Genomic DNA, 26,718 nt, shown 5'->3' with positions numbered 1-26,718 from the left:
GACATTATGCGGTATTAGCAGTCGTTTCCAACTGTTGTCCCCCACGTAAAGGCATATTCCCAAGCATTACTCACCCGTCCGCCGCTCGACGCCCAATAACGCACCCGAAGGATTGTTACTGTCGTTTCCGCTCGACTTGCATGTGTTAAGCCTGCCGCCAGCGTTCAATCTGAGCCATGATCAAACTCTTCAAATAAAAGTTGTTTGCTCAAATAAATCACTGAATTAACGTTGCGTTCACTCAGGATAATTTGAAGCGAATTTTTTTGTCGCTTCACATCTCGTGAGTGCCCACACAGATTGCTTGATAACTTGTTAAAGAACGTTGCTTCCCGTGAGAAGCGAGGGCGAATTCTAAGGATTTCTGAGTGCTTGTCAAAGCTTTTTTTAAAAGTTTTTTCAAGCGGTGAATCCTGACTCACCCGGCGTAACACTTAGTGTCGACGCCTTGCTAACCGTGGGCGTTTGCCCTGTCAGCGGAGGTGCATTATAGGGATCGGATTCTTTTGCGCAAGCGTTTTTTTGAAGAAAATTTGGGACAAAAAACAGCCCCCAGACAAGCCCCAACTAACTCACAGACTTATCCACAGACAATGGCGAAGGTCTCAAACTAAGCCTATGATTTAAAAGTATTTGTGGTTTAATGCAAATTTATTAAATAAAGTTGTTCAATTTCTAGCTAACTAGAAATTAGCCAGCTAACATGTCTGGCGTTGGAACAGTAATACTTACAATTAGATAGCTTTGATTTAATTATGAACAATTCGATACTTGTGATGCTTTTGCTCGTCGCTGCTGTGCTCGCGTATTTCGTTGGCGGCGCTATTAATGATGCTTTCCACCCTATCTACCTTTCATTCGCTGTATTAGTCGGTGGAGCACTTTCCTTTATTCCTAAGTCTTCAGAAAAGAACGCTACTGAAACCAGTTCTCCAGAAGCCGTTACCGATACTCAGACGCTTTATGTTGGGAACCTTCCTTATCGTGCAAACGAGTCAGCGGTACGCGAGCTGTTTTCAGAGCACGGTAAAGTCGTCTCTGTGCGCTTGTTGAAAGATAAGCAGACCGGAAAACGTCGAGGCTTTGGCTTTGTCGAGATGGCGGCAAACGATGCCGACCGTGCTATCGATGCGCTAAACGAACATGAGTACCAGCAGCGCACCCTGAAAGTGCGTGTGGCGAACGAACGTAAAGAAGGTTAGTTAAATAGCTGAATATGGTTAAAACCATATTTAGCTAGACCACGTTCAACCAATCGCTGGTCAACAGCCTTGGTGGCGTATGCGTGCAATATAGGACTTACCGCACTACTAGATGCATCCGGAAGCAAGCTAGCGACACGTCTTGCGATCGCTTCCCCGGAGTCAACACAACTCACGCGTCCGCCCAAGGCTTGGGTCACCTCTTCCTTTAATAAAGGAAAGTGAGTGCAGCCGAGCACCACACAATCTAAGGAGGATAGGGTCGACCAAGGCTTTACTATCTCAGTAACTTCACGTCGATAATCCAGCGACTCCCCTGCTAACTTCATCTCAGCCAGTTCCACTAAACGGGTAGAACCGAGAAACTCTATCCGGCAATCGGCCGCAAACTCGTTGATCAAGGCTTCGGTATAGGTGCGCTTTACCGTGCCCGGCGTTGCAAGCAAACCGATGTGGCGATTGGCGGATAGCTTTGCGGCTGGCTTAATGGCAGGTACAACCCCCACCACCGGAACACTAAGATGCCTTCGCAGCACTGGTAACACAATCGTACTGGCAGTATTGCAGGCGATTACAACTAAATTAGGGGCCAGTCGAGCGGCAGCGGCATCCAGCAAAGTAGCGACACGCTTCAGCAACGCCGCTTCACTGAGTTCGCCATAAGGAAAGCAATGATTATCAAACAGGTAGCTATAGCAATAATACGGGTTAAGTCGGCGGGTTTCCTCCAGAACGCTCAGGCCGCCGACACCGGAATCAAAAAAGAGAATATGCTTACTCATAGCCTTACCACATAAAATTCAGCCCTAGCTTAATAAAAGCCAGGGCAGAGTTGCAAGCCGCTCTATGTATCAGAAACGATAACGAGTGCTTAACTCAAAACTGCGTCCCGGAGCTAGGTAGGGTAAGTGTGCCGGTGCGAAGCCAAGGGCGGTTGTATACTCCTCGTCCAATAAGTTATGCAGTTTAGCATCGACACTCCAGTTATCCTTGAGCAGATAACGGGCCGATAGGTTCAACAACTGGTAGGCATCAATTTCGATGGTATTCGCAGCATCCTCATAGGCTTTGCCGCGCCATAACCACTCGCCGTTGAGCTGCCACTTCGCGATGCTCACTCCGGTCTGCCAGGTTAACTTCTCTTTGGCGCGTCGAGCTAGCTGATTTCCGCTGATCCGATCTTCCGGATCCATCCACTCAGCGATTAACCGGTGGTCGACCGACCCAGTCTCAAATCCGAGATCCAGCTCCACACCGGTAATTCTTGCTCTACCGATGTTCTCAATCGGCCACACCGAGATCAGATCGTCAATATCATTGCGATAGGCATTCAGGCTCAGTTCAAACCTGCTAAAGTGCCCCTGGAGCCCCAGCTCATAGTTAGTAGCTTTTTCAGGATTTAGGGTCGGATTTCCACCCCAGGGATTGTAGAGCTCATTAAAATTGGGGGCACGGAATGCCGTACTGTGAAGGGCAAGAATTTTCCAGTTGTCGCCTAGCCAGGCACTGGCGCCCAAGTTGTAGTTCGTGTCTGAACCATAATCCGAGTTGTCATCATAACGAAGGCCCAATTCGGCATTGTAAGGTCCCTGTTCAAACATCAGGCCTGCATGCACGGCACGGTTGATACGCTTGTCATCCGTAAAGCCGGCTACCGACTCAGAGACGTCGTCCTCCTTCCACTCGGCTCCTGCCTGTAGCAACCAATTCGGGTTCAACTGCAAACCACCCAGCCAGTGCGCCTGAGAGCGCTGAGTGGAATAGAGGCTGCTCCAGGAAGGCGCGGTACTTTTATCGCGATCATCCATGTAGTTGAGCATCAGTTTGCTGAACCAGGCCGAGCGGCGGTACTCAAGGGCCGCATCGACCAGATGTTTACGGCCCTCACTTAGTGACCTACCATTGGCATCAAAGTCCGCTTCACCCTTCTGATAGAGGTAACTCAGATCTAGACTCAGCTCCTGAGTCAGTGCCGAGCTTAGTCCCAGCTGAAGGTTATTGCTCTCATAACCGTAACGCTCACTGGCACCATCTTCCGGCAAAAAGTCATAACCCTTACTCTCGTCACGGTTTGCCGCCAGATACAGTTGTGTGTCTGCAATCTGCCTTACTGCCCGGACGCCTCCAAAGTAACGGTCATCACTGCCCGCCCCCAGCAGCAGGTCAAGCTGGTTGGTTCCTGTCTTAGGCCGCGTAATGATGTTGATGACCCCGCCAATCACATCAGCACCATAGATGGAAGCCCTGGCACCGCGCACAATTTCCACCCGCTCGATCAGATCAAGCGCCAGCAGGCCAATCTGAGCCGTCCCGTTAGTTGCGCTATTGAGGCGGGTGCCATTGAGCAACACCACACTCTGGTTAGAGGCAGCGCCACGGATAAATATTGCTCCGGTCTGACCACGACCGCCGTTACGGGCAATTTGAATCCCCGGCTGGGCAGCGAGCAGATCAAGCAGGTCGTTAGCAGCACTCTGCTCGATCTGTTGGCGGTCAATGATGGTCAGAGGAGCAATCACAGAGTCGATAGGTTGTTCGAATCGACTTGCGGTAACCACAAAGGTTTCATCAGGGGAAGTTTGCTCTGCCGAAACGGCATGCGAAAGCGTGGCTGCCACTGCCAGCGCCAAGGTTTTTTTAGCGTCCATTTTTATCAATCCTATTACGCGTAGAATATGCTGCTGATTGCAGCTCGGTTGTGGCAGGTCTTCGGACTTAGAGGCAGGCAAACCAAGAGCTGGTTTGTGGTCCTAGGCTACGACTTCCCATGCATGGCATAGTGTCTGGATATGGGGCTTCCCCATCCTTGAGCTTTCGTTCCTCAATACCGCTGCGCGACAGCTCCGGATTCTCACCGGATTCCCTTTTCAATCGAGTCGATACAGACATCGCTCGATCACCACAGCGCGGGCAATTATAGAGAAGCCCGGAGCAAAAAGCAGCTCCGGGTGACATTTAGATGTGATTATTCAACGTTTTGGTCGCGGCTTTGCTCAGGTAGGTTAGCCAATACTTGCTCAAGAACCGAGGTAAAAGAGGTGAAACGCTCCACCGGGTTAGCCTGTGCTGGCGCATTCTCACCGGCCTCTTGATCATCGCTCTCTTCAGCAGGCTGCAGTCCGGCTGCAGCTAGCGGGAGGATCTGCTCAAGTAGCCCTTGCTGCGCAATATTGGGCTCGGCAAACAAATTGCGCACACGGTCTTGGACTTGCTGCCATTGGTCAATAAACTGGCTGAGCTCTGGTACCAACTGGTTGCCAGCAGGCGCACCACCTTGAGACTGAGGCTGGTAGGCTGCTGTCGCACTGACCGATGTTTGCTGAGTGTATTCCACGGCAAAGCCCACTAGCTGCTCTTGGTCAAAGCCGATTTCCAGCGCTTGGTTAAACGCCTGATCCAGATTGCCATTGAAGAACTGCGCACCCACTTCATCGACTTGCTTAATCAAATCCGCGATAGCGGCGAGTTCATCTTCATTGAGATCGCCCTCTACGCTAAAGCTAATCGACTGACTCTGGCTCATACTGCCGACAAGATAGTTACCCTGTTCGTTGGAGCCCACTTCCCAGCTCGATGCACGTCCGTAATTAAAGCTGATGGATACCTTGTCACCTTCGCGGGTCTCGAGCTCAAGCGAGCCAGCTTGGCTTTGCGACATGCCAATGCCTGTTAGTCCGCCAAGCGGTGATGCTTGCGGGCGCTCAAAATCATTAGCTTCAAGATCGTCGAGGCCTTTTTGGATCAGGTCGTAAGCTGAGGTAATCCCCTGCTCCAACTCTTCATCGAGCAGGCCTGCATCACTAAGCTCTTCTCGAGCCGACTCGAAGCCCATATCCACACCTTTGCGCGCCTGACTCATCATCTCCAGCAAGGTGTCGTCATCGGCGCCCTCTTGTTTGGCACCGAACAGCGCCCCGGCAACGAAACTCAATACATTATTCGCCACCTCTTTGGCGTCGAACAGCGAGGTGTTCTCTGGCTTGGGCATCTCAACCGGTTTGGCAGGGTTGAGCGCCATACTGTATTTCTCGACCGAGCTGAGCACAACGTGGGTGGCAATGGTCCCTCGCTGATGCAACTCTGCTTTGTCTTGCGCTGGCCCCGCCAGCTTGGTGGCCGCACTGCCGCGATGTTGCTGCAGTAGTTGTTCCGCGTACTGGCGCAGGTGGGAGTTCGCTAATCCATCAACCTTGTTCATATCGCCTCCTGTAAGCAATGCTTAAATAGTTAGAACACCCCGAGTCACTCTGTATCGGCCAGTGCCTTTTAGACTTTAAAGTTTTTTCACTAAAAATGCGTCTAAACTGGACAATTCGCTGTTTGACTGGCTAAATTGCGCTCCCTTTAACCCTGAGTATGTGTCGATGAGCCCACTACCTTATTACCCAGAGCAATATCAAACTCAACTGGATGACAAGACCCAGCAACGCTGCCAACAGTTTGCCGAGTTCTCACCGCCACAACCTCAGGTATTTGCCTCACCGCTCAAGCACTATCGGATGCGCGCCGAATTTCGGGTGTGGCACGATGGCGATGACCTCTACTACATCATGTTTGATCAGCAGACCAAGCAGAAGTACCGGGTTGATAGCTTCCCGCCAGCTAGCGCGCTGATTAATGAGTTGATGCCCAAGGTGCTTGAGCAGCTCAAGCAGCGCCCGCGGCTGCGCAACAAAGTGTTCCAGATTGACTACCTGTCGACCTTGAGCGGCCAAGTCATCATCAGCCTGCTGTATCACCGACAGTTGGATGACGAGTGGCAAGCACAAGCCGAAGCGATGCGCGACGAGCTGCGCCAAGACTACGATGTGCAATTAATTGGCCGCGCCCGTAAACAGAAGTGGTGCCTTGACCAAGACTGGGTCGAGGAAGCGCTGACCGTCAACGGCAATACCCTTTACTACAAACAGATCGAGAACAGCTTTACTCAGCCCAACGCAGTAGTGAATCAGCATATGCTGGAGTGGGCGCTACAAGCCACGGCACACAGCGAGGGCGACCTACTTGAGTTGTACTGCGGTAACGGCAACTTCTCTATCGCGCTCGCCCAGAACTTTGACAAGGTGCTAGCCACCGAGATCGCCAAGCCATCGGTAGACTCTGCCCAATACAATATCGAGAAAAACGGCGTGGATAATCTCAAGATCCTACGCCTGTCAGCGGAAGAGTTTACCCAGGCGATCAATGGCGAGCGCAGCTTCCGCCGCCTTGAGCAGGCAGGTATCGACTTAGCCGACTACCAGTGCAACACCATCTTTGTGGACCCACCGCGCGCTGGCCTCGATCAGGCAACCCTGGATATGGTGCAAGGCTACGACAACATCCTGTATGTTTCGTGTAACCCTGACACCCTGTTCGATAACCTTAAGCAGCTGACCGACACCCATGTTATCGAGCACTGGGCGCTGTTTGATCAGTTTCCCTATACCCACCATATGGAAGCGGGTGTCTACCTACGCCGCAAGTAAGCACAGAGTTTCCCCAGCCAGATAAAACAGAACCCGAGCTAGTCGGGTTCTTTTATCTTTAGGGTTCGCTGCTGACAGATTAGCTCAAAGGCTTGGCCTGATTATAGTGACTGGCACCTTTAGCGATGATCTTTAGCTGCTTGATGGTGCGTTCGGCCAGCTCTTTGCGCTCAGGCTCAAGCATATCCAGCGCAGATGCGCCGGCATGGAACACCACAATCACCATGGCCTCGGCTTGCAAGCGGGCATCTTCTGCCGAACACGGGTTTTTCACTTCCAGATAATCGCCTAGTTCGGCAATAAAGTGGCTGATCTCGCGCTCAACCGCAGCACGAAAAGCCGGTGAGGTGCCAGAGCGTTCACGAAGTAGCAGGCGAAAGATGTTGGGGTTGTCGCTTACAAACTCCATAAAGGTGCTGACCGATGTGGCGATGACGCTACCGCCGGAGTTTTGGATTCGCTGGCGCGCTTTGCGCATCAACTGGCGAAGGGTGAGACCGCCCTCATCCACCAAGGTCAGGCCGAGCTGCTCCATGTCGTCGAAATGGCGATAGAACGAGGTCGGTGCGATACCCGCCTCGCGCGCAACTTCACGCAGGCTCAAATTGGCCAAGCTATGCTCGGGACTTAGCTGGCGAAATGCCGCCTCGATAATCGCCCGACGGGTCTTTTCTTTTTGCTGTGCTCTTACGCCACTCATGCAACTCCTCCAAAATCCGCCTCATGATACATGAGGACCCTTACTAAGCGAAAACTTTGAAAAGCCTTTCTTGGGAGCTGCTTCAATCTTTATCAAAGTTGAAAACGCTGTCATCCGACTTCAAAAAAAGTCTGTGTTGTAATCAAGCCATAATACCAAAAGGAAATGGGAAAGTAGCATGAAACACTCTTCATTGGTTCTAGCAATGAGCTTGACCTTAGCGGCCTGTGGCGGCGGAGGCGGTGGCTCAAGCGACAACGGCGGCGGTAGTGGCGGTGGCGGCGATCACCAATACACCCCTTATGCCTGTACTGATGCGGTCTACGACAAAGCAATGGAACTGCGTATCTATCAGGTGATGACCGAGGCCTTTATTAATGGCGACAGCAACATCGGCCATGGCACGGGTTATGGCACCAGCCACCATATGGGCGATCTGCAGGGGATCATCGACTCACTGGATTACATCCAAGACTTGGGCATGAACGCGATTTGGCTAACCCCCGTGTTCGAGTCTGTGCCGATTTCAGGGCAGGACCACTGGGCAGATCGCTTAGATGCCACCGGCTACTTCGCCACCAACTTCTTCAATATCGACCCGAACTTTGGCGATATGGATACCGCCCGCAGCTTAGTTGAGCAGGCGCACGCCCGCGGTATGTATGTGTTCTTCGATGGCGTATTCGGCCACTTTAAGACCAACGCTCAAGACTATCCCTCACCTTCCGGCCTAACGCTAAGCACCAATGGGGTTGCTCAAGGCGCAACAGGGCGCGAAGCGGTCTACCCCGGCGATATCGACTTCTTTAAAGAGGTTGCCAGCTATTGGGTTGAGGAGCTAAAGATCGACGGCTGGCGTTTGGACCAAGCCTATCAGGTGCCGGTTGGTGCATGGGGTGAGATCCGCAAGGCAGTAGAAGATGCAGCCGCAACGGTAACTTATACCAATGCTGATGGTGAAACCGTTAACCCGCTTGGCTACATGGTGGCCGAGATATGGGACGGTGGCGGTACCCAAATTCGTGAAGAAGGCTATGGCCCAGAGGAGGCGCCGGGACTCTGCTCAGCCTTCGACTTCCCGATGCGTTATCGCATGGTACAAACCTATGCTGTGGAAGAAAGTGGTAGCGGTGGTGGTAACGCCAACACCTTGGTTGCCGGTTACAACACCCAGCTGGCTAACCCTTCTCACGCAGTACCGAATGGCTTTATCGGCAACCACGATTTGGTTCGCTTCGGCGACTTACTTGAACGTGGCGACATTACCCAACCAAACGAGCAGGAGTACTGGGATCGCCATAAAGCTGCCTATGCCTTCTTGAGCGCCTATTCTGGCCCCATCACCATGTACTACGGCGATGAGATCGGTGATGAACTGGAAGGCTTTGCCGACAGAGATAGTAGCAGCTCTTGCGCCATCAATGGCTTGTGTGATGACCATGTTGCACGCACCAGCGGCAAGATCGAAGGCATGCCGAGTGGCGAGTCTGGCGCCGTGTTCACAGCGAATGCTCAGCAAAGCGATCTGCGCGACTACATCAGCGAGTTGATGAGTGTGCGCGCCGCGAACCCGGCGCTGTACAAAGGTGAGCAAACCATTATCGGTCACGATGACTCAGCAGAGGTATTCTTTGCCCACAAGCAATCCGGCAGCAACGTGGTGCTATTTATTAGCAACACCTCAAATAGCGCTGTCTCAATTGCAGTAACCGGTGAAGAGATCGGTAGTGAAGGCCAGCTGAAAGACCTGCTGACCGAGCAAACCATGGATATCGCCTCCGGAGGCTACACCATCGAGGTTGCTGCGCTAGAGAGCCTGTTCTTGGAAGTACTCAGTCCAAGTGCCGATGGGCCGCAACAAGGTGGTGACGGCGGCCTGACCGGCAGCGGCCCACTCGCTCGCTGTGATACCCCAACGGTATCTGGTAGCGGGCCAGTTGGCACCGCAGTATACATGCGCGGTAACTACAGCGGCGGCGACTGGGGCACACCCGCTAGCCACCAGCTTCAGTACAAAGGCGGTAATCTCTATCAGGTGGTGATTGACGAGCCTGCGGCTACCGCGTTTGGCTTTAAGTTTGCCGATGCCGACTGGGATTTCGAGCTCTCTACACCTAGTGCAGTTGTGAATATCGCAGCAACACAAGATCTGGCCAAGATCTCCGGTAACGGTACTGAAATGAATATCGTGATCCCTCAGGCTGGGCGTTATGTCTACAGCATGGAGGTTGATAGCGGTCTAGAGTCTGGCTCAATGATGGTCAGCCTCTGTGAGTAAGTAAAAAGGGGCCTTACGGCCCCTCGGTTTCAATTTCTAACTGTCGTTCGTTCCTTAGCACAACACTGAGTCACTCTCGTCTCACTATATTGGTGCCTTGCCCTAACACTTTGCGTGTTAGGGCTTTTTTTATCAGTAGCGCTAGGAGAAACGCTTACACAGGCTCACTAAGTCAGCCTGCAGCGCACCTGCCGTTACATCGCGACCCGAGCCCGGCCCTTGGATAACCATTGGGTAAGGCTTATACCAATCAGACTCGATGGCAAACACATGGTCACAGGGTTTAAGGTTGGCGAAGGGCTCATCCGGCTCCAGCGTTTCCAAGCCAACAGTCGCGCTGCCATCACGCTCGATGCGCGCCACATAACGCAACACTAGCCCATCCTCGCGGGCATCTTCCAGCGCCTGCTCCATCAGCTCATCCAACTGGTGTAGCTCGTCGAGGAACTCGTCGACACTTAGCTCCAATAGCGACTCGGGGATCAGCGATTGCAGTTTGATCTGGCGAATGTCTAGCGCCATTCCCGCCTCGCGCGCCAGCATCAACAGCTTACGGCGCACGTCTTGTCCCGATAAGTCTTCACGCGGATCGGGTTCGGTCAGGCCACGCTGCCAAGCTTGCTCCAGCAATACCGAGAATGGCACCGAGCCATCGAACTGCTGGAACAGCAAACTCAAAGTGCCGGAGAAGATCCCAGAGATCGCCTTAACCTGATCCCCTGCCTGATTGAGCATATGGATCGCCGACTGCACCGGCAGTGCTCCACCCACGGTGGCATTGGCCAGCCAGTAGGCGTTGTGATCAACAAAGCGTTGCTTGAGCGCACGATACTCCTCATAGGGGGCGCTACTGGCCAGCTTGTTGGCGGCAATCACATGGAAGCCACGCGAGGCAAACTCGCCATAATAGTTGCTCACCGTTTCGCTGGCGGTAATATCGACCACCACCAGCTCATCAAAGGGATGAAGCTTGAGGGTATCGAGTAGCTCCTGCCAGACAAAGGGCTGGGGCGAGAACTCATCGAGGATGCTATCCAAGTCCAGCCCGTTAAAATCGAGCTGCAGGCCGTCGCTATCGAGCAGCGCCGCCAAGCTCAACTGGATATTGTGCTTGTCCTCCAGCGACTTGCGCTGACGGGCCAGTAACTCTAGCCAGTGCGAGCCAATATTGCCGCGACCAAACACCACCAAACCAAGCTTCACCGGCGGCTTAAACATCACCCCATGCAGCTCTTTAATCAGCGGCTCGAGAGCCACCTTACGCAACACCGCACACAGGCTGAGCTTGTCCTTACTGGAGTGGATAAACTCCAGCGGCTGCTTAGCCAAGTGCTGGAAAAAGTGATAACACTGCTCAGTGTTTTCAGCCACTCCGGCGCCCACTAAAGCAATCAGTGAATAATCTTCGCGGCGGGCGATATCGGTAATCTCGAAACGCGCCTGCCACTCGTTGAGCCTTGCCAGCACTTCGTCGACAAGCTCTGGGGTATAGGCAAGGCGCAACGCGCCCGAGGCTTGATGGTGATGCAGGGTAATCGGCGACAGATGGCAGGCTTCCAGCTCGCTGAGCACGGCCGTGGCATTGTCCGCTTGGTCGGGAGCAAACTGCAGCTCGCATAGCACCAGTTGCTCCACTGAAGTAACGATCTTGGCACCACTGGATTTTAGCCGTTGGCGATGGATCTGGGTCTGGCCTTCGTCCGGGCTATAACTGCAACGCAGACTCACCCGTTGGCGGGAACGGCGTACCGGCTCGAGGGTACGGGCATGCAGCACCGAGTTGCCAATGCGAGAGAGCTCGGCGGCTTCGTTGAGCGCGAGCTTTTCAAGTAGCCGGGCGTCTTTGACCAAGCGTGGGTCGGCGCTGTAGATCCCTGCCACATCACTCCAGATGGTGGTGGATACGGCGTCGCAAAGCGCTGCCACTTCGGTCGCTGAGTAATCACTGCCATTGCGCCCAAGGGTAACAGTGCGCCCTTGGCTGTCGCTGGCAATAAAACCGGTCACCACGATGCGACAACCGGGATGTTGCTCCAACAAGGCGCCCAATAATGGCGCACTTTGCTCGGCATCGACCTGCGGTTGAGCGCCACGCTCTGCCTTAAAAAACTGCCGCGAGTCCAGCCAATGGCTCTCGCAACCACGCTGATTTAGCAGCGCATTTAGCAGCCGGGCCGACCAGCGCTCACCAAACGATAACAGCTCGTTGCGCACGAAAGGATCGAGGCCGCCTTCGAGCAGTCCACTCATCTCACGGTGATCGGCTTCCAGCATATCGATAAGCTCGGCGGCGGGAACCGACTCGAGCAGTTGCTCAACCAAGCCGCGCTGAAAGGCAATCAAGCTGCTTAGCCCTTCGGCGGCAGCCATATCGGCATCGCTGGCGAGCTGTAGGATAGTAAGGATACGGTTGGTGGTTTTACCGGCAGCAGAGACAACGACCAGATCCTGCTGATCGCTGTGAGAGATAACGATCTCAGCTACTCGCTGGAAGCAGGCGGCATCGGCCAGGCTGCTCCCTCCAAATTTATGTACGTGTCGATTGCTCATTAAGGCCCTCGTGAGCGGTCTATCTGCTAGCTTCAAACGCCCGCTGTAAATCGGCCAGCAGGTCCTGGCCATCCTCTAGCCCCACCGATACCCGCAACAAGCGTTGCGATATTCCCGCTTGCGCCAATGCTTCTTCAGACATGGCGGCATGGGTCATGGTTGCGGGGTGGGCGATCAAACTTTCTACGCCGCCCAGCGACTCGGCCAGTGAAAACAACTGTAACTCTTGCAGAAAGCATTCCAGTTGTCTCTGATCCATGTCGACTTCGAAGCTAAACATCGCACCAAAACCATGCTGCTGACGCTTAGCCAACTGATACTGAGGGTGATCCTCCAGCCCCGGGTAGTACACCTTGCTGACCAGCTCTTCTCGCTGTAAATACTCCACCAATACTTGGGCATTACGTTGGTGGTAATCCATGCGCGCCGCCAGTGTGCGTAGACCGCGCAAGCAAAGGTAGGAGTCGAACGCCGAGCCGGTTAAGCCCAAGCAGTTTGCCCACCAGCTTAGTTCTTCATGAAGTTCCGCTTCTTTGGTGACCACCACGCCAGAGACTACATCGGAGTGGCCATTAAGATACTTGGTGGCAGAGTGCACCACGATATCAGCACCCAAAGTAATTGGCTGCTGCAGGGCTGGCGATAAGAAGGTGTTATCGACCACGGTAAGCGCATCGATAGCCTTGGCCTGCTGGCAGATGGCTTCGATATCCACCAGACGCAGCAGCGGGTTGCTGGGGGTTTCCAGCCAGATTAGTTTTGGCTTGCGTGCCAACGCTTCTGCCAAGGCCTCACTATCGGTTTGGTCGACAAACAGCACTTCAAAGGCCTGCTTCTTGGCCAATGAGTCGAACAAGCGGTAGCTGCCGCCATAGCAGTCGTGCGGAGCCACCAGCAGATCGCCAGGAGAGAGCAACGAAGTCACCAGGTTTACCGCCGACATACCGGTGTTAGTAATAATCGCACCGGCACCATGCTCCAAGCCAGCCATGGCATCGGCCAGCACCTGACGGGTAGGATTGCCCGAGCGGCTGTAGTCAAAATCGCGCTTTTGATTAAACCCGGCAAAGCTGTAATTGGTGGATAGATAGATCGGCGGTACTACCGCGCCGTGTTGGGTATCGCTTTCGATACCAGTGCGTACCGCGGTGGTGGCACTTTGCAGAGGTTGTTTGGACATGACCGCTAACTCCATGGTTCTTTTCCTTGAGGCAGACACTTTACCAGCACAAACAAAGACGTCAAGGCATCTGGACGTCTAGAAATCTAAGCCCTTGGATTGCCAAATTTACAGCTGCTGGTTACAATATCTGCGTGTTTAACTGTCAACTGAAGAAAATACCATGAAGTGGAACGGTGAGTGGATCAGCCCATATGCAGAACATGGCAAAAAAAATGAGCAGGTCAAAAAGATTACTGTATCTATCCCATTAAAGGTACTGAAGATCCTTACCGATGAACGTACCCGCCGCCAGGTAAACAACCTGCGCCACGCCACCAACAGCGAGCTACTGTGCGAAGCGTTTCTGCATGCCTACACCGGCCAGCCACTTCCTGCCGATGAAGACCTAACCAAAGATAAGAATCAGGTAATTCCCAGCAGCGCCATTGAGTTGATGAAAGAGCTCAATATCGAGCCATCTGAAGAAGAGTAGTTATCTTCTTAAGTTAAAGCCCTAACGCAAAAAAGCCCAGTTCCGAGACTGGGCTTTTTAGTATCTAAGCGGCACTTATGCCATATAACCTTCCGGCAGTTCCACTCGCGCAACGCCCGATTCAACCGCAGCTTCAGCCACCGCTTTTGCCACATAGGGCAGCAGGCGCGGGTCCATCGGTTTAGGGATTATGTACTCACGGCCAAACTCTAGGCTGGTATCGCCCGATGCAGCCAACACTTCTTTTGGCACCGGCAACTTTGCCACTTCACGAATCGCGTTTACCGCCGCCACCTTCATTTCATCATTGATGGTGTGGGCGCGCGCATCCAAAGCGCCACGGAAGATAAATGGGAAGCACAGCACGTTGTTTACCTGATTCGGGTAATCGCTGCGGCCGGTGGCCATTATCAGATCGTCACGTACCTCGTGAGCCAGCTCTGGCTTAATCTCAGGGTCGGGGTTTGAGCAGGCGAAGATCACCGGGTTCTCAGCCATTAGTGCCACCGCCTCTGGCGGCAGCAAGTCCGGCCCCGATACCCCAACGAATACATCGGCGCCTGAGATAACATCTTCCAAGGTGCGCTTGTCGGTATTGTTGGCAAACAGCATCTTGTACTCATTGAGGTCGTCACGGCGGGTGTGGATCACGCCTTTGCGGTCGAGCATGTAGATCTTCTCGCGCATCGCGCCACACTTGATCAGCAGCTCCATACAGGCAATTGCCGCTGCGCCAGCGCCCATACAGACAATGATCGCATCCTCTATACGCTTACCCTGTACCTCTAACGCGTTCAGCATACCGGCGGCGGTCACAATCGCGGTGCCGTGTTGGTCATCATGGAACACCGGGATTTGGCAGCGCTCGACCAGGGCTTTCTCAATCTCAAAGCACTCCGGAGCTTTGATGTCTTCCAGGTTGATACCGCCGAAGGTGTCAGCAATGTTCGCTACGGTGTCGATAAACTCTTGCGGACTACGGTGAGTCACCTCAATATCAATCGAGTCCAGACCAGCAAAGCGCTTAAACAATAGGGCCTTGCCTTCCATCACCGGCTTCGAGGCAAGTGGACCCAAGTTACCCAGACCGAGGATCGCGGTACCGTTGGAAATCACCGCCACCAAGTTGCCTTTGGCGGTGTAGCGATAAGCGTTTTCTGGGTTGTCGGCAATCTCGCGTACCGGCTCTGCAACCCCGGGGCTGTAGGCCAATGATAGGTCATCGGCGTTTTCTGCCGGCTTGGTCAGTTCTACACTGATCTTCCCCGGGCGAGGGTTAGCATGGTAATCGAGGGCTCGTTCTCTTAGATCCGACATAGCGCTTCCTGAGCGAAGTTAAGTTAGGTGATTATTGTTCTCTAAGGCATGTTAGTAAAAATGCGTTATAAAAACATCGTCTATCAGCAGATTAGCGACATATCGATGGGGCATAACACATTCACAGGCTTGCTATAGATATAAAAAAAGCGCCTTGCGGCGCTTCTCTTTGCGTGTTGGTGCAGTAAGAAGTCTTACTTCTTGCCACCCAGCATGCCGAATTTTTTGTTGAAACGATCAACACGACCGCCGGTATCAACAACACGTTGCTTACCAGTGTAGAACGGGTGGCACTTGTCACATACGTCCAAGAACATCTCACCAGTACGGGTTGATTTGGTTTCGATTACGTTACCGCAAGAACACTTAGCAGTAAGAGTCTCGTAGGTAGGATGGATATCAGTTTTCATGGGATTACCTCAATCATGGGCCGTGTCGCCATTTGATCACTGTAACCAGCACCAAACACCACACGAATTAAACTCTATCAGAGCCTTAACAAATTTTAGGTCGCGAATTCTATAGTAAGCCGCTCAACCAAGCAAGGATCCCCGAACAATTATTGAGGATTTTTTCACCAAGCTTGCGATTAAACATATCGAGTTTAGACATTCCCCTCTTCCGGTTTAGAATAAGCCGATATTTCCCAACAAGTTATGCCCTGTGAAGATCGTTCGGGTGGCACTGGCCATTCCCCTGCTTAAGTATTTCGACTACCTGCTACCCGGCGGCGTTAGCGCCCTTGAAGTGGGCAGCCGAGTGAAGGTGCCTTTTGGCAATAGCCAGCGCATTGCGGTGGTGGTTGAGCTGGATGTGCAAAGCGAAGTGCCCCAAGACAAGCTACGCCCTCTGACCGAGATCCTTGAGCCCGAAGCACTGCTACCCGACAGTATCTGGAAGCTACTGCGCTGGGCCAGCGATTACTACCACTACGGCTTTGGCGAGGTATTCAGCCAAGCGATCCCAGCACCGCTGCGCCGTGGCGAGCCCGCCCGCCCCAGCCCGATCAGCTATTGGCAAGCAACCAAGCAAGGCCGAGCCTGTGACCTCAACGACTTAAAACGTGCGGTAAAGCAACAGATAGCCCTCAACGCACTGCGCCACGCCGAGCCCGGACTGACCAATGCAGAACTGCGCCTGCAGGATATTGCCAATGCCGCGCTACAAGGCCTCGCTAAAAAAGACCTGGCCGAGCAGGTAGAGCACACTCCCCAAACGGGTCAATGGCACTATCAACAAAGCGAAGATGGACTGCGCCTTAACACCGAGCAGGCACTGGCAGTGGCCGCGATCAACAACGCCGACGGCTTTCAGGGTTTTCTACTCGAAGGCATTACCGGCTCTGGCAAGACCGAGGTGTATCTGCAGGCCATTGCCAACGTGTTGCAGCAAGGCAAACAGGTGCTAGTAATGGTTCCCGAGATTGGCCTAACCCCGCAAACCTTGCAGCGCTTTGCCAAACGCTTTGCGGTGCCTATCGTTGCGCTACACTCCGGGCTGAACGATAACGAACGGCTATCGGCCTGGCTGCAAGCGCGCAGTGGTGAAGCTGCCATTATCATTGGCACCCGCTCGGCGGTGTTTACTCCTCTCAAACACCCCGGCCTTATCGTGATCGACGAAGAGCACGACAGCTCGTTCAAACAGCAAGACAGCTTCCGCTATCACGCCCGCGATCTGGCCTTGGTGCGCGGAAAGCTGGAGCAAACCCCGGTGATCCTCGGCTCCGCAACACCCTGTCTGGAAACCCTGCAAAATGCCCTGGCTGGGCGATTCTCGCACCTTGAGCTAAAGCAGCGGGCCGGGCGCGCCTCATTGGCCAAGCAAACCTTGGTAGACATTCGCCAGCAGCCCTTGCAAGGAGGCATGTCACCCCTGTTGCTCAAGCGGATGAAGCAAGAGCTAAAAGCCGGTAATCAGGTGATGCTGTTCTTAAACCGGCGCGGCTACGCGCCAGCGCTGCTGTGCCACGAGTGCGGTACGGTGTGTGAATGCGCGCGCTGCGATGCCTACTACACCCTGCATCAGAATCCCAGTTATCTGGCGTGTCACCACTGTGGCTCCCAGCGACCAGTGCCGCATCAGTGTGAAAACTGTGGCTCGACCAACTTGGTGACCACTGGCCTTGGCACCGAGCAGGTGCAAGATACCCTAGAGCAACTCTTCCCCGACTACCCGGTCGCGCGCATAGACCGCGATAGCACCCGCCGCAAGGGCAGCCTAGAGGCGCTGCTGGATAAGATTAACCAGCAAAAGTACTCTATTCTGCTCGGCACCCAGATGCTGGCCAAAGGCCACCACTTCCCCAAGGTCACTTTGGTGGCCTTGCTCGATATCGACCACGCACTGTTTAGCAGCGACTTTCGCGCCGCAGAGAAACTGGCCCAGCTCTATGTGCAGGTGGCCGGGCGGGCGGGTCGCGCCGAATTGGCTGGCGAGGTGTTGCTGCAATCTCACCACCCCGAACATGAGCTGCTGCAGGATCTGGTCAACAACGGCTACCAACACTTCGCTCGCTTTGCCTTGAACGAGCGTCAGCAAACCCAGCTGCCGCCGTTTAACTACCAAGCGCTGCTGCGCTTCGAAGCCCCACAGGCCAATGCGGTTAACGCCTTCGCCGAGCAGTGCTATCAGCAAGCCCTGCAACTCAATCAGTTTGGTTGTTGGGTGTTTCCCGCTACCGAGGCCCCGCAACCTCGGCGCGCGGGGAAGTATCGCATGCAGTTGCTGCTGCAAGCCGAGCAGCGCCGTGCACTTCATCAGTTACTGGCGCGCTTGCGACCGCAAATCGACCAGCTCCCCAGTGCCAACCGAGTGCGTTGGTCGCTCGATGTCGACCCTCAAGACATGCTCTAGACAGGGCCTCTCGGAGCCATTCATGGCAGGAATGGCGAGCGACTAGCCCTCTCAGCACCAGCAGGATCTCCGGCAAAGCCAGAAATTAACCAAATTAGGCAATATCCGGGCTTAAAGGAGATAGTCTTCACAAAATAATGTCGGTAAAATGTCCGATTCCAATATTCACAGTCAGAATCGGTGTACTTCTCAATGAAAGAGCTTATCCAACAGCTGCTCGAACAAGCAGTCACAACCTTAAAAAGCCAGCAAATCCTGCCAGAGGATCTCGCGCCGCGAATTCAGGTTGACCGAACCAAGGATAAAGCTCACGGCGATCTGGCCACCAACCTGGCTCTGATGACAGCCAAACCAGCCGGTAAGAACCCACGTGAACTGGCACAGCTGATCTGCGACAACCTGCCTGAATCGACCTTGGTTGAGAAAACCGAGATTGCCGGCCCGGGTTTTATCAACTTCTACCTGAACAACGCTTGGCTGAGCGAGCAGCTCGATGCCATGAGCCGCGATGCTAAGTCCAACGTTAAGCTGGCCGACGCGCCGCAAACCATCGTGGTGGATTACTCAGCACCTAACGTTGCTAAAGAGATGCACGTAGGCCACCTGCGTTCGACCATCATCGGCGATGCCGTTGTGCGCACACTAGAGTTCTTGGGCCACAAGGTGGTTCGCGCCAACCATATCGGCGACTGGGGTACCCAGTTCGGTATGCTTATCGCCAACCTGGAAGAAGTGGAAAAGCAAGGCACCGACGCGGGCAGCATCGAGCTGAGCGATCTGGAAGCCTTCTACCGTGAAGCCAAACAGCGCTATGACAGCGACGAAGAGTTCGCGGTACGCGCCCGTCACTACGTGGTGAAACTGCAAGGTGGCGACGAGTACTGCAACACCATGTGGCGCAAGCTGGTCGACATCACCCTGAGCCACAACCAAGCGGTGTACGACCGTTTGAATGTGAGCCTGCAGATGAGCGATGCCATGGGCGAGAGCCAATACAACGCCATGCTGCCAGAGATCGTTGCCGACTTAGAAAAACAAGGCCTGGCAGTGGAAGATAACGGCGCGAAAGTGGTGTTCTTGGACGAGTACAAGAACAAAGACGGCGACCCGATGGGCGTTATCGTGCAAAAGAAAGACGGTGGCTTCCTGTATACCACCACCGATATCGCCTGTGCCAAGTACCGCTATCAGCAACTAGGCGCCGACCGCGTACTGTATTTTATCGACTCACGTCAGCACCAACACCTGATGCAAGCCTGGAGCATTGTGCGCAAAGCTGGTTACGTACCTGAAGAGGTGCCACTGGAGCACCACGCCTTCGGTATGATGCTGGGTAAAGATGGCCGTCCATTTAAAACCCGCAGCGGCGGCACCGTAAAACTGGTAGACCTGCTTAACGAAGCCGAAGAACGCGCCCAGCAGATCGTGGCTGAAAAATCGCGCGACCTGAACGAGCAAGAGCAACAACAAGCCGCTAAAGCCATCGCTATGGGCGCGGTGAAGTACGCCGACCTGTCGAAGAACCGCACCACCGATTACATCTTTGATTGGGATAACATGCTGGCGTTCAACGGCAACACGGCCCCTTACCTGCAGTACGCTTACACCCGTATTCAATCGATCCTGCGTCGCGCTGATATCGATGTTAGCAGCTTGACTCAAACCATCGAACTAGAGCACGATGCTGAGATTGCTTTGGGTCAAAAACTGATTCAGTTCAGCGATACCGTGCACGGTGTTGCCAACAAAGGTATGCCACACATGATGTGTAACTACCTGTATGAGTTAGCGGGCGCCTTTATGAGCTTCTACGAAGCCTGCCCAATCCTTAAGAATGCCAGCGAACAGCAGCAGCAGAGCCGCTTGCGCTTAGCTGCCCTAACCGCGCAGGTCATCACCCAAGGCTTGTCACTACTTGGAATTGAGACCCTAGAACGGATGTAAGCATGGCCAAGGATTACGTTAGCCGTAGTAAACCCGCCAAACGTAGAGCCAAAAAAACCAAAGCCGCCCCCAAAGCCAAGCGCTTCCCGCTTGGCCTGGCTTTGGTTGTGGTAGCCGCAGTCAGTGGCTTCGCCTTTTTGCTCTACAACATTCAAGGAAGTGCGCCTGAGCCGGCGCCGCTTCCGAGCATGTCCGCAGAGCGGCCACTCAAACCTGCCGATAGCCCAGCGCTTCCCGAACCGCCTGAAGAGCGTCGCTACGTCAAAGAGCTGGAAGAGAAGAGCGTAGAAGTGGAAGTGGCCGAACAAAGCAGCGAACCCAGTCGCCCCTATCAAATGCAATGTGCTTCGTTCCGCAGTCGAGACAGAGCTGAAGAAAGTAAGGCTTTGATCGCTTTCGCCGGCTTAGAGAGCGATATTAAACATACAGACGGCAGCAACGGTTCTTGGTATAGGGTAGTTCTGGGTCCTTATCCCAGCAAACGCGATGCCGAACGCGACCGCCATGCTCTGCAGCGCGCCAACATCAATGGCTGCCAGATATGGCATTGGAACTGGGATTAGCAGCTAGCTCCCATCCCTTAGCTGTCAGGATTCGGTTGCACCTTAAAAGTGATAAAAACACGGTATTCGGCAGCAATCTCGCTATAAATTGGTTGTTAGGCTAAATTTTCCAGTTAAGGCTATAAAAATGCTGGTTTTTTGAGACGGTTCTCATCTATATTGAGCAGAACTGTATAGGCTATGCCTTCAACTGGTCGACTGGACAAAAGACCTGACTTAGACCCACATTAGCTCTAAGGACATCTCAACATGGACAACGTGGAACTCTCTCAAGTTGACCGCCGATTGGATCAACGCATCGAGCTTGAACAAGAACCACTGAGACTCAGCTGGACCGACACAGCGGGCAAAAGTCACGCCATCGACGCTATGTGTATTGATATGTCACGCCGTGGCATGCTGATACAGCTTTCTGACCAAGTCACCATGGGCACCAAGGTCAACGTACGCTTTCTGAGTAAACAAGCAGATTGCGACCCGCTCGAGGCCAAAGTCTCCCGTTGTCACCGCAAAAACTTTACCACCTACCACGTCTTTTTATTGACCAAGTAAGTCCATAGTTGTTATTGAGTTGCAGCTAGCAACTCTCCCCGGGGCCGAGATTTTTTTCTCCGCTCCTTGAAATACTCCCTCCCTCGCCCCATTTCTTAGTGATACTCGTACCAGAGCACAGAATGAGGTAAAACGTGACGACTATTGTATCCGTCCGCCGTAACGGCAAAGTGATCATCGCAGGCGATGGTCAGGTATCTCTTGGTAATACCGTAATGAAAGGCAACGCGAAGAAAGTGCGCCGCCTCTACAACGGCCGCGTGCTGGCAGGCTTTGCTGGCGGCACCGCCGACGCCTTCACCCTGTTTGAACGCTTCGAAGCCAAACTAGAGATGCACCAAGGTCACCTGACCCGCGCCGCGGTTGAGTTGGCCAAAGATTGGCGCACCGACCGAATGCTGCGCCGCTTAGAGGCCCTGCTGGCCGTCGCCGATGAAGAAGCATCACTGATCATTACCGGTAACGGCGATGTGATTCAGCCGGAGAACGACCTGATCGCCATCGGCTCGGGTGGCCCGTTTGCCCAAGCTGCAGCCACCGCCTTACTTGAAAACACTGAACTAGGTGCCCGCGACATTGCTGAGAAAGCTCTGAGCATCGCCGGCGACATCTGTGTGTTCACCAATTCAAATCAAACCGTTGAAGAACTCGACGCAACGGCTTGAGACAGGAGTTAACATGTCTGAGATGACCCCTCGCGAAATCGTATCTGAGCTGGACAATCACATCATTGGTCAGTCAGAAGCTAAGCGCGCCGTTGCCATTGCCCTGCGCAACCGCTGGCGCCGTATGCAACTTCCCAGCGAACTGCGCCAGGAAGTAACCCCAAAGAACATCCTGATGATCGGCCCAACCGGTGTTGGTAAAACCGAGATCGCCCGCCGCCTGGCCAAACTGGCCAATGCGCCGTTTATCAAGGTAGAAGCGACTAAGTTCACCGAAGTGGGCTACGTGGGTAAAGAAGTGGAAACCATTATCCGCGACTTGGCCGATGTTGCCTTCAAGCAAACCCGTGAACAAGAAATGGAGAAGTTCCGTTTCCGCGCCGAGGATCAAGCAGAAGAGCGCATCCTAGATGCCCTACTGCCCCCTGCCCGCAATAACTTCGGCGAAGAAGAGCGCCAAGAAGAGAGCAGCACCCGCCAGACCTTCCGCAAAAAACTGCGCGAAGGCAAACTGGACGACAAAGAGATCGAAGTGGACATCGCCCAGCCACAGGTTGGCGTTGAGATCATGGCGCCTCCGGGTATGGAAGAGATGACCAATCAGCTGCAGGGCATGTTCCAGAACCTATCTGGTAACAACCAGACCAAGAAGCGCAAGCTGAAGATCAAAGAAGCCTTCAAGCTGATGGTGGAAGAAGAAGCCGCCAAGATGCTCAACCCAGAAGAGATCAAAGAGAAAGCGCTGGAGTCGGTGGAAAACCACGGCATCGTGTTCCTCGATGAAATCGACAAGATCTGCAAGCGTGGCGAAGCCTCAGGCCCGGATGTAAGCCGCGAAGGTGTACAGCGCGACCTACTGCCTTTGGTAGAAGGCTCTACTGTTAGCACCAAGCACGGCATGGTGAAGACCGACCACATCCTGTTTATCGCCTCTGGCGCGTTTCAGGTAGCTAAGCCGTCTGATCTGATCCCAGAGCTGCAAGGCCGCCTGCCGATCCGAGTGAACCTTAGCGCACTTAGCGCGGGGGATTTCGAGCGGATTTTGACCGAGCCGAATGCGTCTCTGACCGAGCAATACCGCGCGCTGATGAAAACCGAAGGGCTGAACATCGACTTCACCGACGATGGCATACGCCGCATCGCCGACGCCGCTTGGCAGGTCAATGAGCGCACCGAAAACATCGGCGCCCGCCGTCTGCACACCGTGATGGAAAAGCTGATGGAAGAGCTGAGCTTTATCGCCTCAGATAAAGATGGCGACAACGTGATCATCGACGCCAGCTATGTGAACCAAAATCTCGATGAGCTGGTTGCTGACGAAGATCTCACTCGCTTCATTCTGTAAGCCCTCCGGCAGCTGGCTGTACTGTCAGCTGCCGAGTTTCCCGTCCTTTGCGTTTTCTCAATTGAAAACGGCTACTTAGCGATTATACTGGTAGCGTAATTTGCTTACCTTCTAGGATCGCTATCATGGAATATAACACCTCAGAGCTGTGCGATTTGTACGCAGACACCGTCGACGTGGTCGAGCCGATGTTTGCCAGCTTTGGCGGCCGCAGCTCTTTTGGCGGCGAAGTCACGACCATCAAGTGCTTCGAGAATTCCGGTCTTATCAATCAGATGGTTCAAGAACCTGGCACCGGACGTGTGCTACTGATCGATGGTGGCGGTTCGTTGCGCCGAGCATTGATCGATCTGAGCATTGCTGAAACCGCAGCAGAAAACGAATGGGAAGGCATCATCGTTTATGGCTGTGTGCGTGATGTGGATGCGCTGGAAGAACTCGAGTTAGGCGTGCAAGCGCTGGCCTCAATTCCAGTGGGTGCTGATGTGGAAAACGATACCGGTGAAGAGAATGTGCCGGTGAACTTTGGTGGGGTGACCTTCTTGCCAGAGGACCATGTCTATGCCGATACCACTGGGGTGATTCTTTCGCCCGAGCCGTTAGATATCGAATAACGCCCGGGCTCATCGCTCACTTAAGCGAACTATTCTGGATGAACGTCTTCCATACGGCCTAGCAAGGCACGAAGGCGTTCTTGCCATGCTTGTTGCTCTTGCAACAGACGGCCATTTTCATCGCTGAGTTGACTGTTCTGCTCCTTGAGCTCGTCAATTTCCATACGCAGCAATTCAATGTTTTCTACCGCAGCCTGGACTTTTGCTTCCAGCTTTTCCAATACATCAAAAGACATCAAGGTCTCCTAAAACAATCCACGTTGAAGTTACAGGCAGCATACTCTTGTCATGCTATGCCAACAAGGGTAGAACTTAAAAAGCCAATGCAACTGATGAGAAATACAGCAATATGAGTCACGCCCCGCTTCCCGGCCGCTACCGCCACTACAAAGGCAATGAATATCAGGTTATCGACACCGTAATCCACTCCGAAACCGAAGAGCTAATGGTGCTCTACCGACCACTTTATGGCGAAGGTAGGTTGTGGGTTCGGCCACTGGCGATGTTTGTTGAAGATGTCACCCTGGAAAGTGGTAAACGCGTACCACGCTTTGCCCTGCTCCACGAAGAGTAGGGTAAGAGAAGAGTAGGGTAAGAGAAGAGTAGGGTAAGAGAAGAGTAGGATAAGAAAAGAGTAGAAAGTAGAAGAGTAAACTGGCTGCCGCAGACCTTGCTGCGGCAAACCTCTTAGGTTAGATATTCTGCCCCATATCGATAGCAGGCATATCGCAGCTCGGAGTACCTACCACCTTCGCTGGCACGCCCGCCACCGTGGTATGCGGTGGCACCGGCTCGAGTACCACGCTACCGGCACCCACTTTGGCGCCACAGCCCACTTCGATATTGCCCAAGATTTTAGCGCCAGCGCCGATAAGCACGCCGCGGCGTATCTTAGGATGACGGTCGCCCATCTCTTTACCGGTACCGCCCAAGGTAACCGATTGCAAGATAGACACTTCATCCTCAATCACCGCGGTTTCACCAATCACGATACCGGTGGCGTGGTCGAGCAAGATACCTTTACCGATGTTTGCCGCCGGGTGGATATCCACGGCGAACACGGTAGAGATCTGGTTCTGGATATAGCGGGCCAGCGCTAAGCGACCTTGGCGCCATAGCCAGTTAGACACGCGGTAACCTTGCAGCGCATGGAAGCCCTTAAGGTACAGCAGCGGGATCGCATAGTACTGCACCGCCGGATCGCGATCCTTAACCGCCACGATGTCCGCCGCCACCGCCGCTAGCATCTCTGGCTCTTCGACAAAGGCTTCTTCGATAAACTCACGCAGCAAAATCGCTGGCACGGTGGTGCTATCAAGCTTACTGGCAAGCTGGAAGCTCAAGGCACAAGGCAGGGTTTCGTGGTTCAGAATGGTCGAGTAAAAGAAGCTGGCGAGCATCGGCTCGTCTTCGGCCATACGGCGGGCTTCATCGCGGATCTGTAACCACACCGTCTCGGTCAGAGACTGGGTTAACCCATACTGTTTCTTACTTTGCCTTGCCACTCTACTTCCTCAATCAAACTGTTGTTTTTGTTCACTGCTCACTACAGACCGTGGATCTTGGTGAACAATTACGTCCACATCCTGCCACTGCTGCTGAATCGCCTCTTCCACTAAATCGGCTATCTGGTGCGACTGGTACAAGCTTAACTCATCGGCTAACTCAATGTGTAGCTGGACAAAGCGCGTTGCACCGGACTGACGGGTGCGCAGATCATGTACCCCTAGCACCCCGTCAACCGCCAGACTCACGCTGCGAACAGTTGCCTGCTCTTCCTTAGGTAACTCGCGATCAAGCAGGTTTTGCACCGCCTCGCGGCCAATCTTCAGCGCTTCGACCATGATATACAGTGCGATGATGATGGCAAACACGCCATCAGCCCAGAACCAACCATAGTGGGTGAACAGCAGGGCTAGCAGCACCGCTGCATTCATCAAGATATCCATCACATAATGCAGAGAGTCGGCTTTGATCACGCTGTTATTAGTTCGCCGGACAACATAACGCTGGAATCCAACCAGTGCCACGGTCAATGCGGTCGATACCAGCATCACCCACAATCCTAATGAGTCACCTTCAAGGGGCGCCTGGCGGTGGATACTGTTCGCGCCGGTGTAGATCAGCATCAAGCCGGAGCCACTGATAAACGCCGCTTGAGCAAGGCCCGCCAGATGCTCGGCCTTGCCATGACCAAAACGATGTTCGCTATCTGGCGGCTGCAGGGCATAGCGCACTGCCAGTAGGTTCACCACCGACATGCCGATATCCATTAGCGAGTCGATCATCGACGCCAAGATACTGACCGAACCGGTGTAAAACACCGCGATACTTTTGATGATTAGTAGCAGGGTGGCGACCAGGGTTGCAGTCCAGGTTGCAATCGTCACCAGACGCTTATATTGAAAGCTGCCCACGGCACGTCCTTGATACTCGAGCGTGCTGGGCAGTATAGCATGTCACCACTGAGGAGATATGCCGGTAGGAACAGGGGCTATTCGCCCCTTTGCTGAATAGAATTTAGCTCTGGCAGTTACCACCACGACCTTTCTTGCCACCACGTTGTGGCCCCTCAGCTTGTAGCTGCTGGAACTTCTGCTGCTGCTCGTCGTCGAGCACTTGATAGATCTGGTGTTGAATCTCCAGCATCCGCAGCTCGCGCTCCGCTTGACGCGCTTGGCGCTGCTCAATCAAGCTTTCTGCCGCTTCGCTATCAAACTGCTCCGCTTCCATCAGTGCCAGGCGCTGGGCGCGCTGCGCATCGCGCATTTCGCTGCGCTGCTGTTTCGCTTGTTCACGATCAGCCGGGCGATTAGCCTGCATGATGTCGCGGATTTGCTGTTTCTGTTCCGCGCTCAAGTCTAGCTGTTTAAACACCTTCATCGCTGGGCCATGGCCACGCTCTTGACCACCCGCAGCAAACGCCGATGGAACAACCAAACTCAAAGCCAGAACTGCAGTAGTAATCGATTTTTTCATTGCCTAAACCTCGTTGAAAAGTGACGCTAC

The 26,718-nt window shown here is 53.7% G+C and carries 24 protein-coding genes, 1 rRNA gene and 1 riboswitch; of the genes, 12 read left to right on the top strand and 13 right to left on the bottom strand.

The features are described 5' to 3' along the window. A 16S ribosomal RNA gene (locus G462_RS0102860) occupies positions 1-196 on the bottom strand; the annotation flags it as partial. Positions 197-755: 559 nt separating this feature from the next. Here G462_RS0102860 and G462_RS0102855 point away from each other — a divergent pair. Then, positions 756-1,202 (top strand): RNA recognition motif domain-containing protein, encoded by a 447-nt coding sequence (locus G462_RS0102855; RefSeq protein ID WP_026957641.1) that lies wholly within the window; start codon positions 756-758, stop codon positions 1,200-1,202. Here G462_RS0102855 and murI read toward each other — a convergent pair. The 3 genes from murI to G462_RS21570 all read right to left on the bottom strand — a co-directional run bounded on the left by murI (position 1,199) and on the right by G462_RS21570 (position 5,400). Then, positions 1,199-1,984, bottom strand: a complete 786-nt coding sequence (gene murI, locus G462_RS0102850) for a glutamate racemase (RefSeq protein WP_026957640.1) — start codon at positions 1,982-1,984, stop codon at positions 1,199-1,201. The genes G462_RS0102855 and murI overlap by 4 nt on opposite strands. 69 nt (positions 1,985-2,053) lie before the next feature. Further along, positions 2,054-3,850: a TonB-dependent receptor domain-containing protein gene (locus tag G462_RS0102845; RefSeq protein ID WP_026957639.1), complete on the bottom strand. Its 1,797-nt coding sequence runs from the start codon at positions 3,848-3,850 to the stop codon at positions 2,054-2,056. A gap of 35 nt (positions 3,851-3,885) precedes the next feature. Next, a riboswitch (cobalamin riboswitch) is annotated at positions 3,886-4,121 on the bottom strand. A gap of 46 nt (positions 4,122-4,167) precedes the next feature. Next, entirely contained in the window at positions 4,168-5,400 is a 1,233-nt protein-coding gene (locus tag G462_RS21570; protein WP_051326478.1) for a DUF5610 domain-containing protein, read from the bottom strand. Positions 5,401-5,566: 166 nt separating this feature from the next. Between G462_RS21570 and trmA the strand changes: the two genes are divergently transcribed. Continuing rightward, positions 5,567-6,670, top strand: a complete 1,104-nt coding sequence (trmA, locus tag G462_RS0102835; protein WP_026957638.1) for a tRNA (uridine(54)-C5)-methyltransferase TrmA — start codon at positions 5,567-5,569, stop codon at positions 6,668-6,670. Between the two features lie 79 nt (positions 6,671-6,749). Here the strand turns inward: trmA and fabR are convergent, their stop codons facing one another. Continuing rightward, positions 6,750-7,370 (bottom strand): HTH-type transcriptional repressor FabR, encoded by a 621-nt coding sequence (gene fabR, locus G462_RS0102830; protein ID WP_026957637.1) that lies wholly within the window; start codon positions 7,368-7,370, stop codon positions 6,750-6,752. A 178-nt stretch (positions 7,371-7,548) separates the two neighbouring features. Between fabR and G462_RS0102825 the strand changes: the two genes are divergently transcribed. Beyond that, a complete protein-coding gene (locus G462_RS0102825; RefSeq protein ID WP_026957636.1) occupies positions 7,549-9,648 on the top strand; it encodes an alpha-amylase family glycosyl hydrolase in 2,100 nt (699 codons plus the stop codon). A 141-nt stretch (positions 9,649-9,789) separates the two neighbouring features. Here the strand turns inward: G462_RS0102825 and metL are convergent, their stop codons facing one another. Further along, positions 9,790-12,198, bottom strand: coding sequence for a bifunctional aspartate kinase/homoserine dehydrogenase II (metL, locus tag G462_RS0102820; RefSeq protein ID WP_084404900.1), 2,409 nt, complete (start codon positions 12,196-12,198; stop codon positions 9,790-9,792). A gap of 19 nt (positions 12,199-12,217) precedes the next feature. Beyond that, positions 12,218-13,378 (bottom strand): cystathionine gamma-synthase, encoded by a 1,161-nt coding sequence (metB, locus tag G462_RS0102815; RefSeq protein ID WP_026957634.1) that lies wholly within the window; start codon positions 13,376-13,378, stop codon positions 12,218-12,220. A gap of 163 nt (positions 13,379-13,541) precedes the next feature. Here metB and metJ point away from each other — a divergent pair, with 163 nt between their 5' ends. Then, positions 13,542-13,853, top strand: coding sequence for a met regulon transcriptional regulator MetJ (gene metJ, locus G462_RS0102810; protein ID WP_035476515.1), 312 nt, complete (start codon positions 13,542-13,544; stop codon positions 13,851-13,853). A gap of 75 nt (positions 13,854-13,928) precedes the next feature. Here the strand turns inward: metJ and G462_RS0102805 are convergent, their stop codons facing one another. Then, complete coding sequence (locus tag G462_RS0102805; RefSeq protein ID WP_026957632.1) at positions 13,929-15,170, bottom strand: malic enzyme-like NAD(P)-binding protein; 1,242 nt, start codon at positions 15,168-15,170, stop codon at positions 13,929-13,931. Between the two features lie 194 nt (positions 15,171-15,364). Beyond that, positions 15,365-15,580, bottom strand: coding sequence for a 50S ribosomal protein L31 (gene rpmE / locus G462_RS0102800; RefSeq protein WP_026957631.1), 216 nt, complete (start codon positions 15,578-15,580; stop codon positions 15,365-15,367). A gap of 253 nt (positions 15,581-15,833) precedes the next feature. On the opposite strand from rpmE, the gene priA reads away from it, so the two are divergent. The 7 genes from priA to rraA all read left to right on the top strand — a co-directional run bounded on the left by priA (position 15,834) and on the right by rraA (position 23,709). Further along, positions 15,834-18,026, top strand: a complete 2,193-nt coding sequence (priA, locus tag G462_RS0102795) for a primosomal protein N' (RefSeq protein ID WP_026957630.1) — start codon at positions 15,834-15,836, stop codon at positions 18,024-18,026. Positions 18,027-18,218: 192 nt separating this feature from the next. Next, positions 18,219-19,970 (top strand): arginine--tRNA ligase, encoded by a 1,752-nt coding sequence (gene argS / locus G462_RS0102790; RefSeq protein WP_026957629.1) that lies wholly within the window; start codon positions 18,219-18,221, stop codon positions 19,968-19,970. A 2-nt stretch (positions 19,971-19,972) separates the two neighbouring features. Then, positions 19,973-20,533, top strand: coding sequence for an SPOR domain-containing protein (locus tag G462_RS0102785; RefSeq protein WP_026957628.1), 561 nt, complete (start codon positions 19,973-19,975; stop codon positions 20,531-20,533). Positions 20,534-20,782: 249 nt separating this feature from the next. Then, positions 20,783-21,085: a PilZ domain-containing protein gene (locus tag G462_RS0102780; protein ID WP_026957627.1), complete on the top strand. Its 303-nt coding sequence runs from the start codon at positions 20,783-20,785 to the stop codon at positions 21,083-21,085. A 134-nt stretch (positions 21,086-21,219) separates the two neighbouring features. Beyond that, positions 21,220-21,750, top strand: coding sequence for an ATP-dependent protease subunit HslV (gene hslV / locus G462_RS0102775; protein WP_026957626.1), 531 nt, complete (start codon positions 21,220-21,222; stop codon positions 21,748-21,750). 13 nt (positions 21,751-21,763) lie between these two features. Beyond that, complete coding sequence (gene hslU / locus G462_RS0102770; protein ID WP_026957625.1) at positions 21,764-23,095, top strand: ATP-dependent protease ATPase subunit HslU; 1,332 nt, start codon at positions 21,764-21,766, stop codon at positions 23,093-23,095. Positions 23,096-23,220: 125 nt separating this feature from the next. Beyond that, on the top strand, positions 23,221-23,709 hold the full coding sequence (rraA, locus tag G462_RS0102765; protein ID WP_026957624.1) for a ribonuclease E activity regulator RraA: 489 nt from the start codon (positions 23,221-23,223) through the stop codon (positions 23,707-23,709). 29 nt (positions 23,710-23,738) lie between these two features. Here the strand turns inward: rraA and G462_RS0102760 are convergent, their stop codons facing one another. Next, positions 23,739-23,945 (bottom strand): cell division protein ZapB, encoded by a 207-nt coding sequence (locus G462_RS0102760; RefSeq protein WP_026957623.1) that lies wholly within the window; start codon positions 23,943-23,945, stop codon positions 23,739-23,741. A 113-nt stretch (positions 23,946-24,058) separates the two neighbouring features. Between G462_RS0102760 and G462_RS0102755 the strand changes: the two genes are divergently transcribed. Next, positions 24,059-24,283 carry a DUF1653 domain-containing protein gene (locus G462_RS0102755; RefSeq protein ID WP_026957622.1) on the top strand — a complete coding sequence of 75 codons (225 nt, stop codon included), beginning with the start codon at positions 24,059-24,061 and terminating at the stop codon, positions 24,281-24,283. Positions 24,284-24,401: 118 nt separating this feature from the next. Here the strand turns inward: G462_RS0102755 and cysE are convergent, their stop codons facing one another. The 3 genes from cysE to G462_RS0102740 form a co-directional block, all read right to left on the bottom strand. Further along, the gene (cysE, locus tag G462_RS0102750; RefSeq protein ID WP_035476580.1) at positions 24,402-25,172 is read right to left on the bottom strand and encodes a serine O-acetyltransferase; all 771 of its coding nucleotides are present in this window, start codon (positions 25,170-25,172) and stop codon (positions 24,402-24,404) included. A 51-nt stretch (positions 25,173-25,223) separates the two neighbouring features. Beyond that, positions 25,224-26,126 carry a cation diffusion facilitator family transporter gene (locus G462_RS0102745; protein WP_035476511.1) on the bottom strand — a complete coding sequence of 301 codons (903 nt, stop codon included), beginning with the start codon at positions 26,124-26,126 and terminating at the stop codon, positions 25,224-25,226. Between the two features lie 103 nt (positions 26,127-26,229). After that, positions 26,230-26,688, bottom strand: coding sequence for a Spy/CpxP family protein refolding chaperone (locus G462_RS0102740; RefSeq protein ID WP_026957619.1), 459 nt, complete (start codon positions 26,686-26,688; stop codon positions 26,230-26,232). Positions 26,689-26,718 lie beyond the last annotated feature (30 nt).

Source organism: Aliagarivorans taiwanensis DSM 22990, from assembly GCF_000429505.1.
GTDB classification, from domain to species: domain Bacteria; phylum Pseudomonadota; class Gammaproteobacteria; order Enterobacterales; family Celerinatantimonadaceae; genus Aliagarivorans; species Aliagarivorans taiwanensis.
Note: the sequence above shows the minus strand (reverse complement) of the source record. Positions and strands in the feature narration are given on the sequence as shown.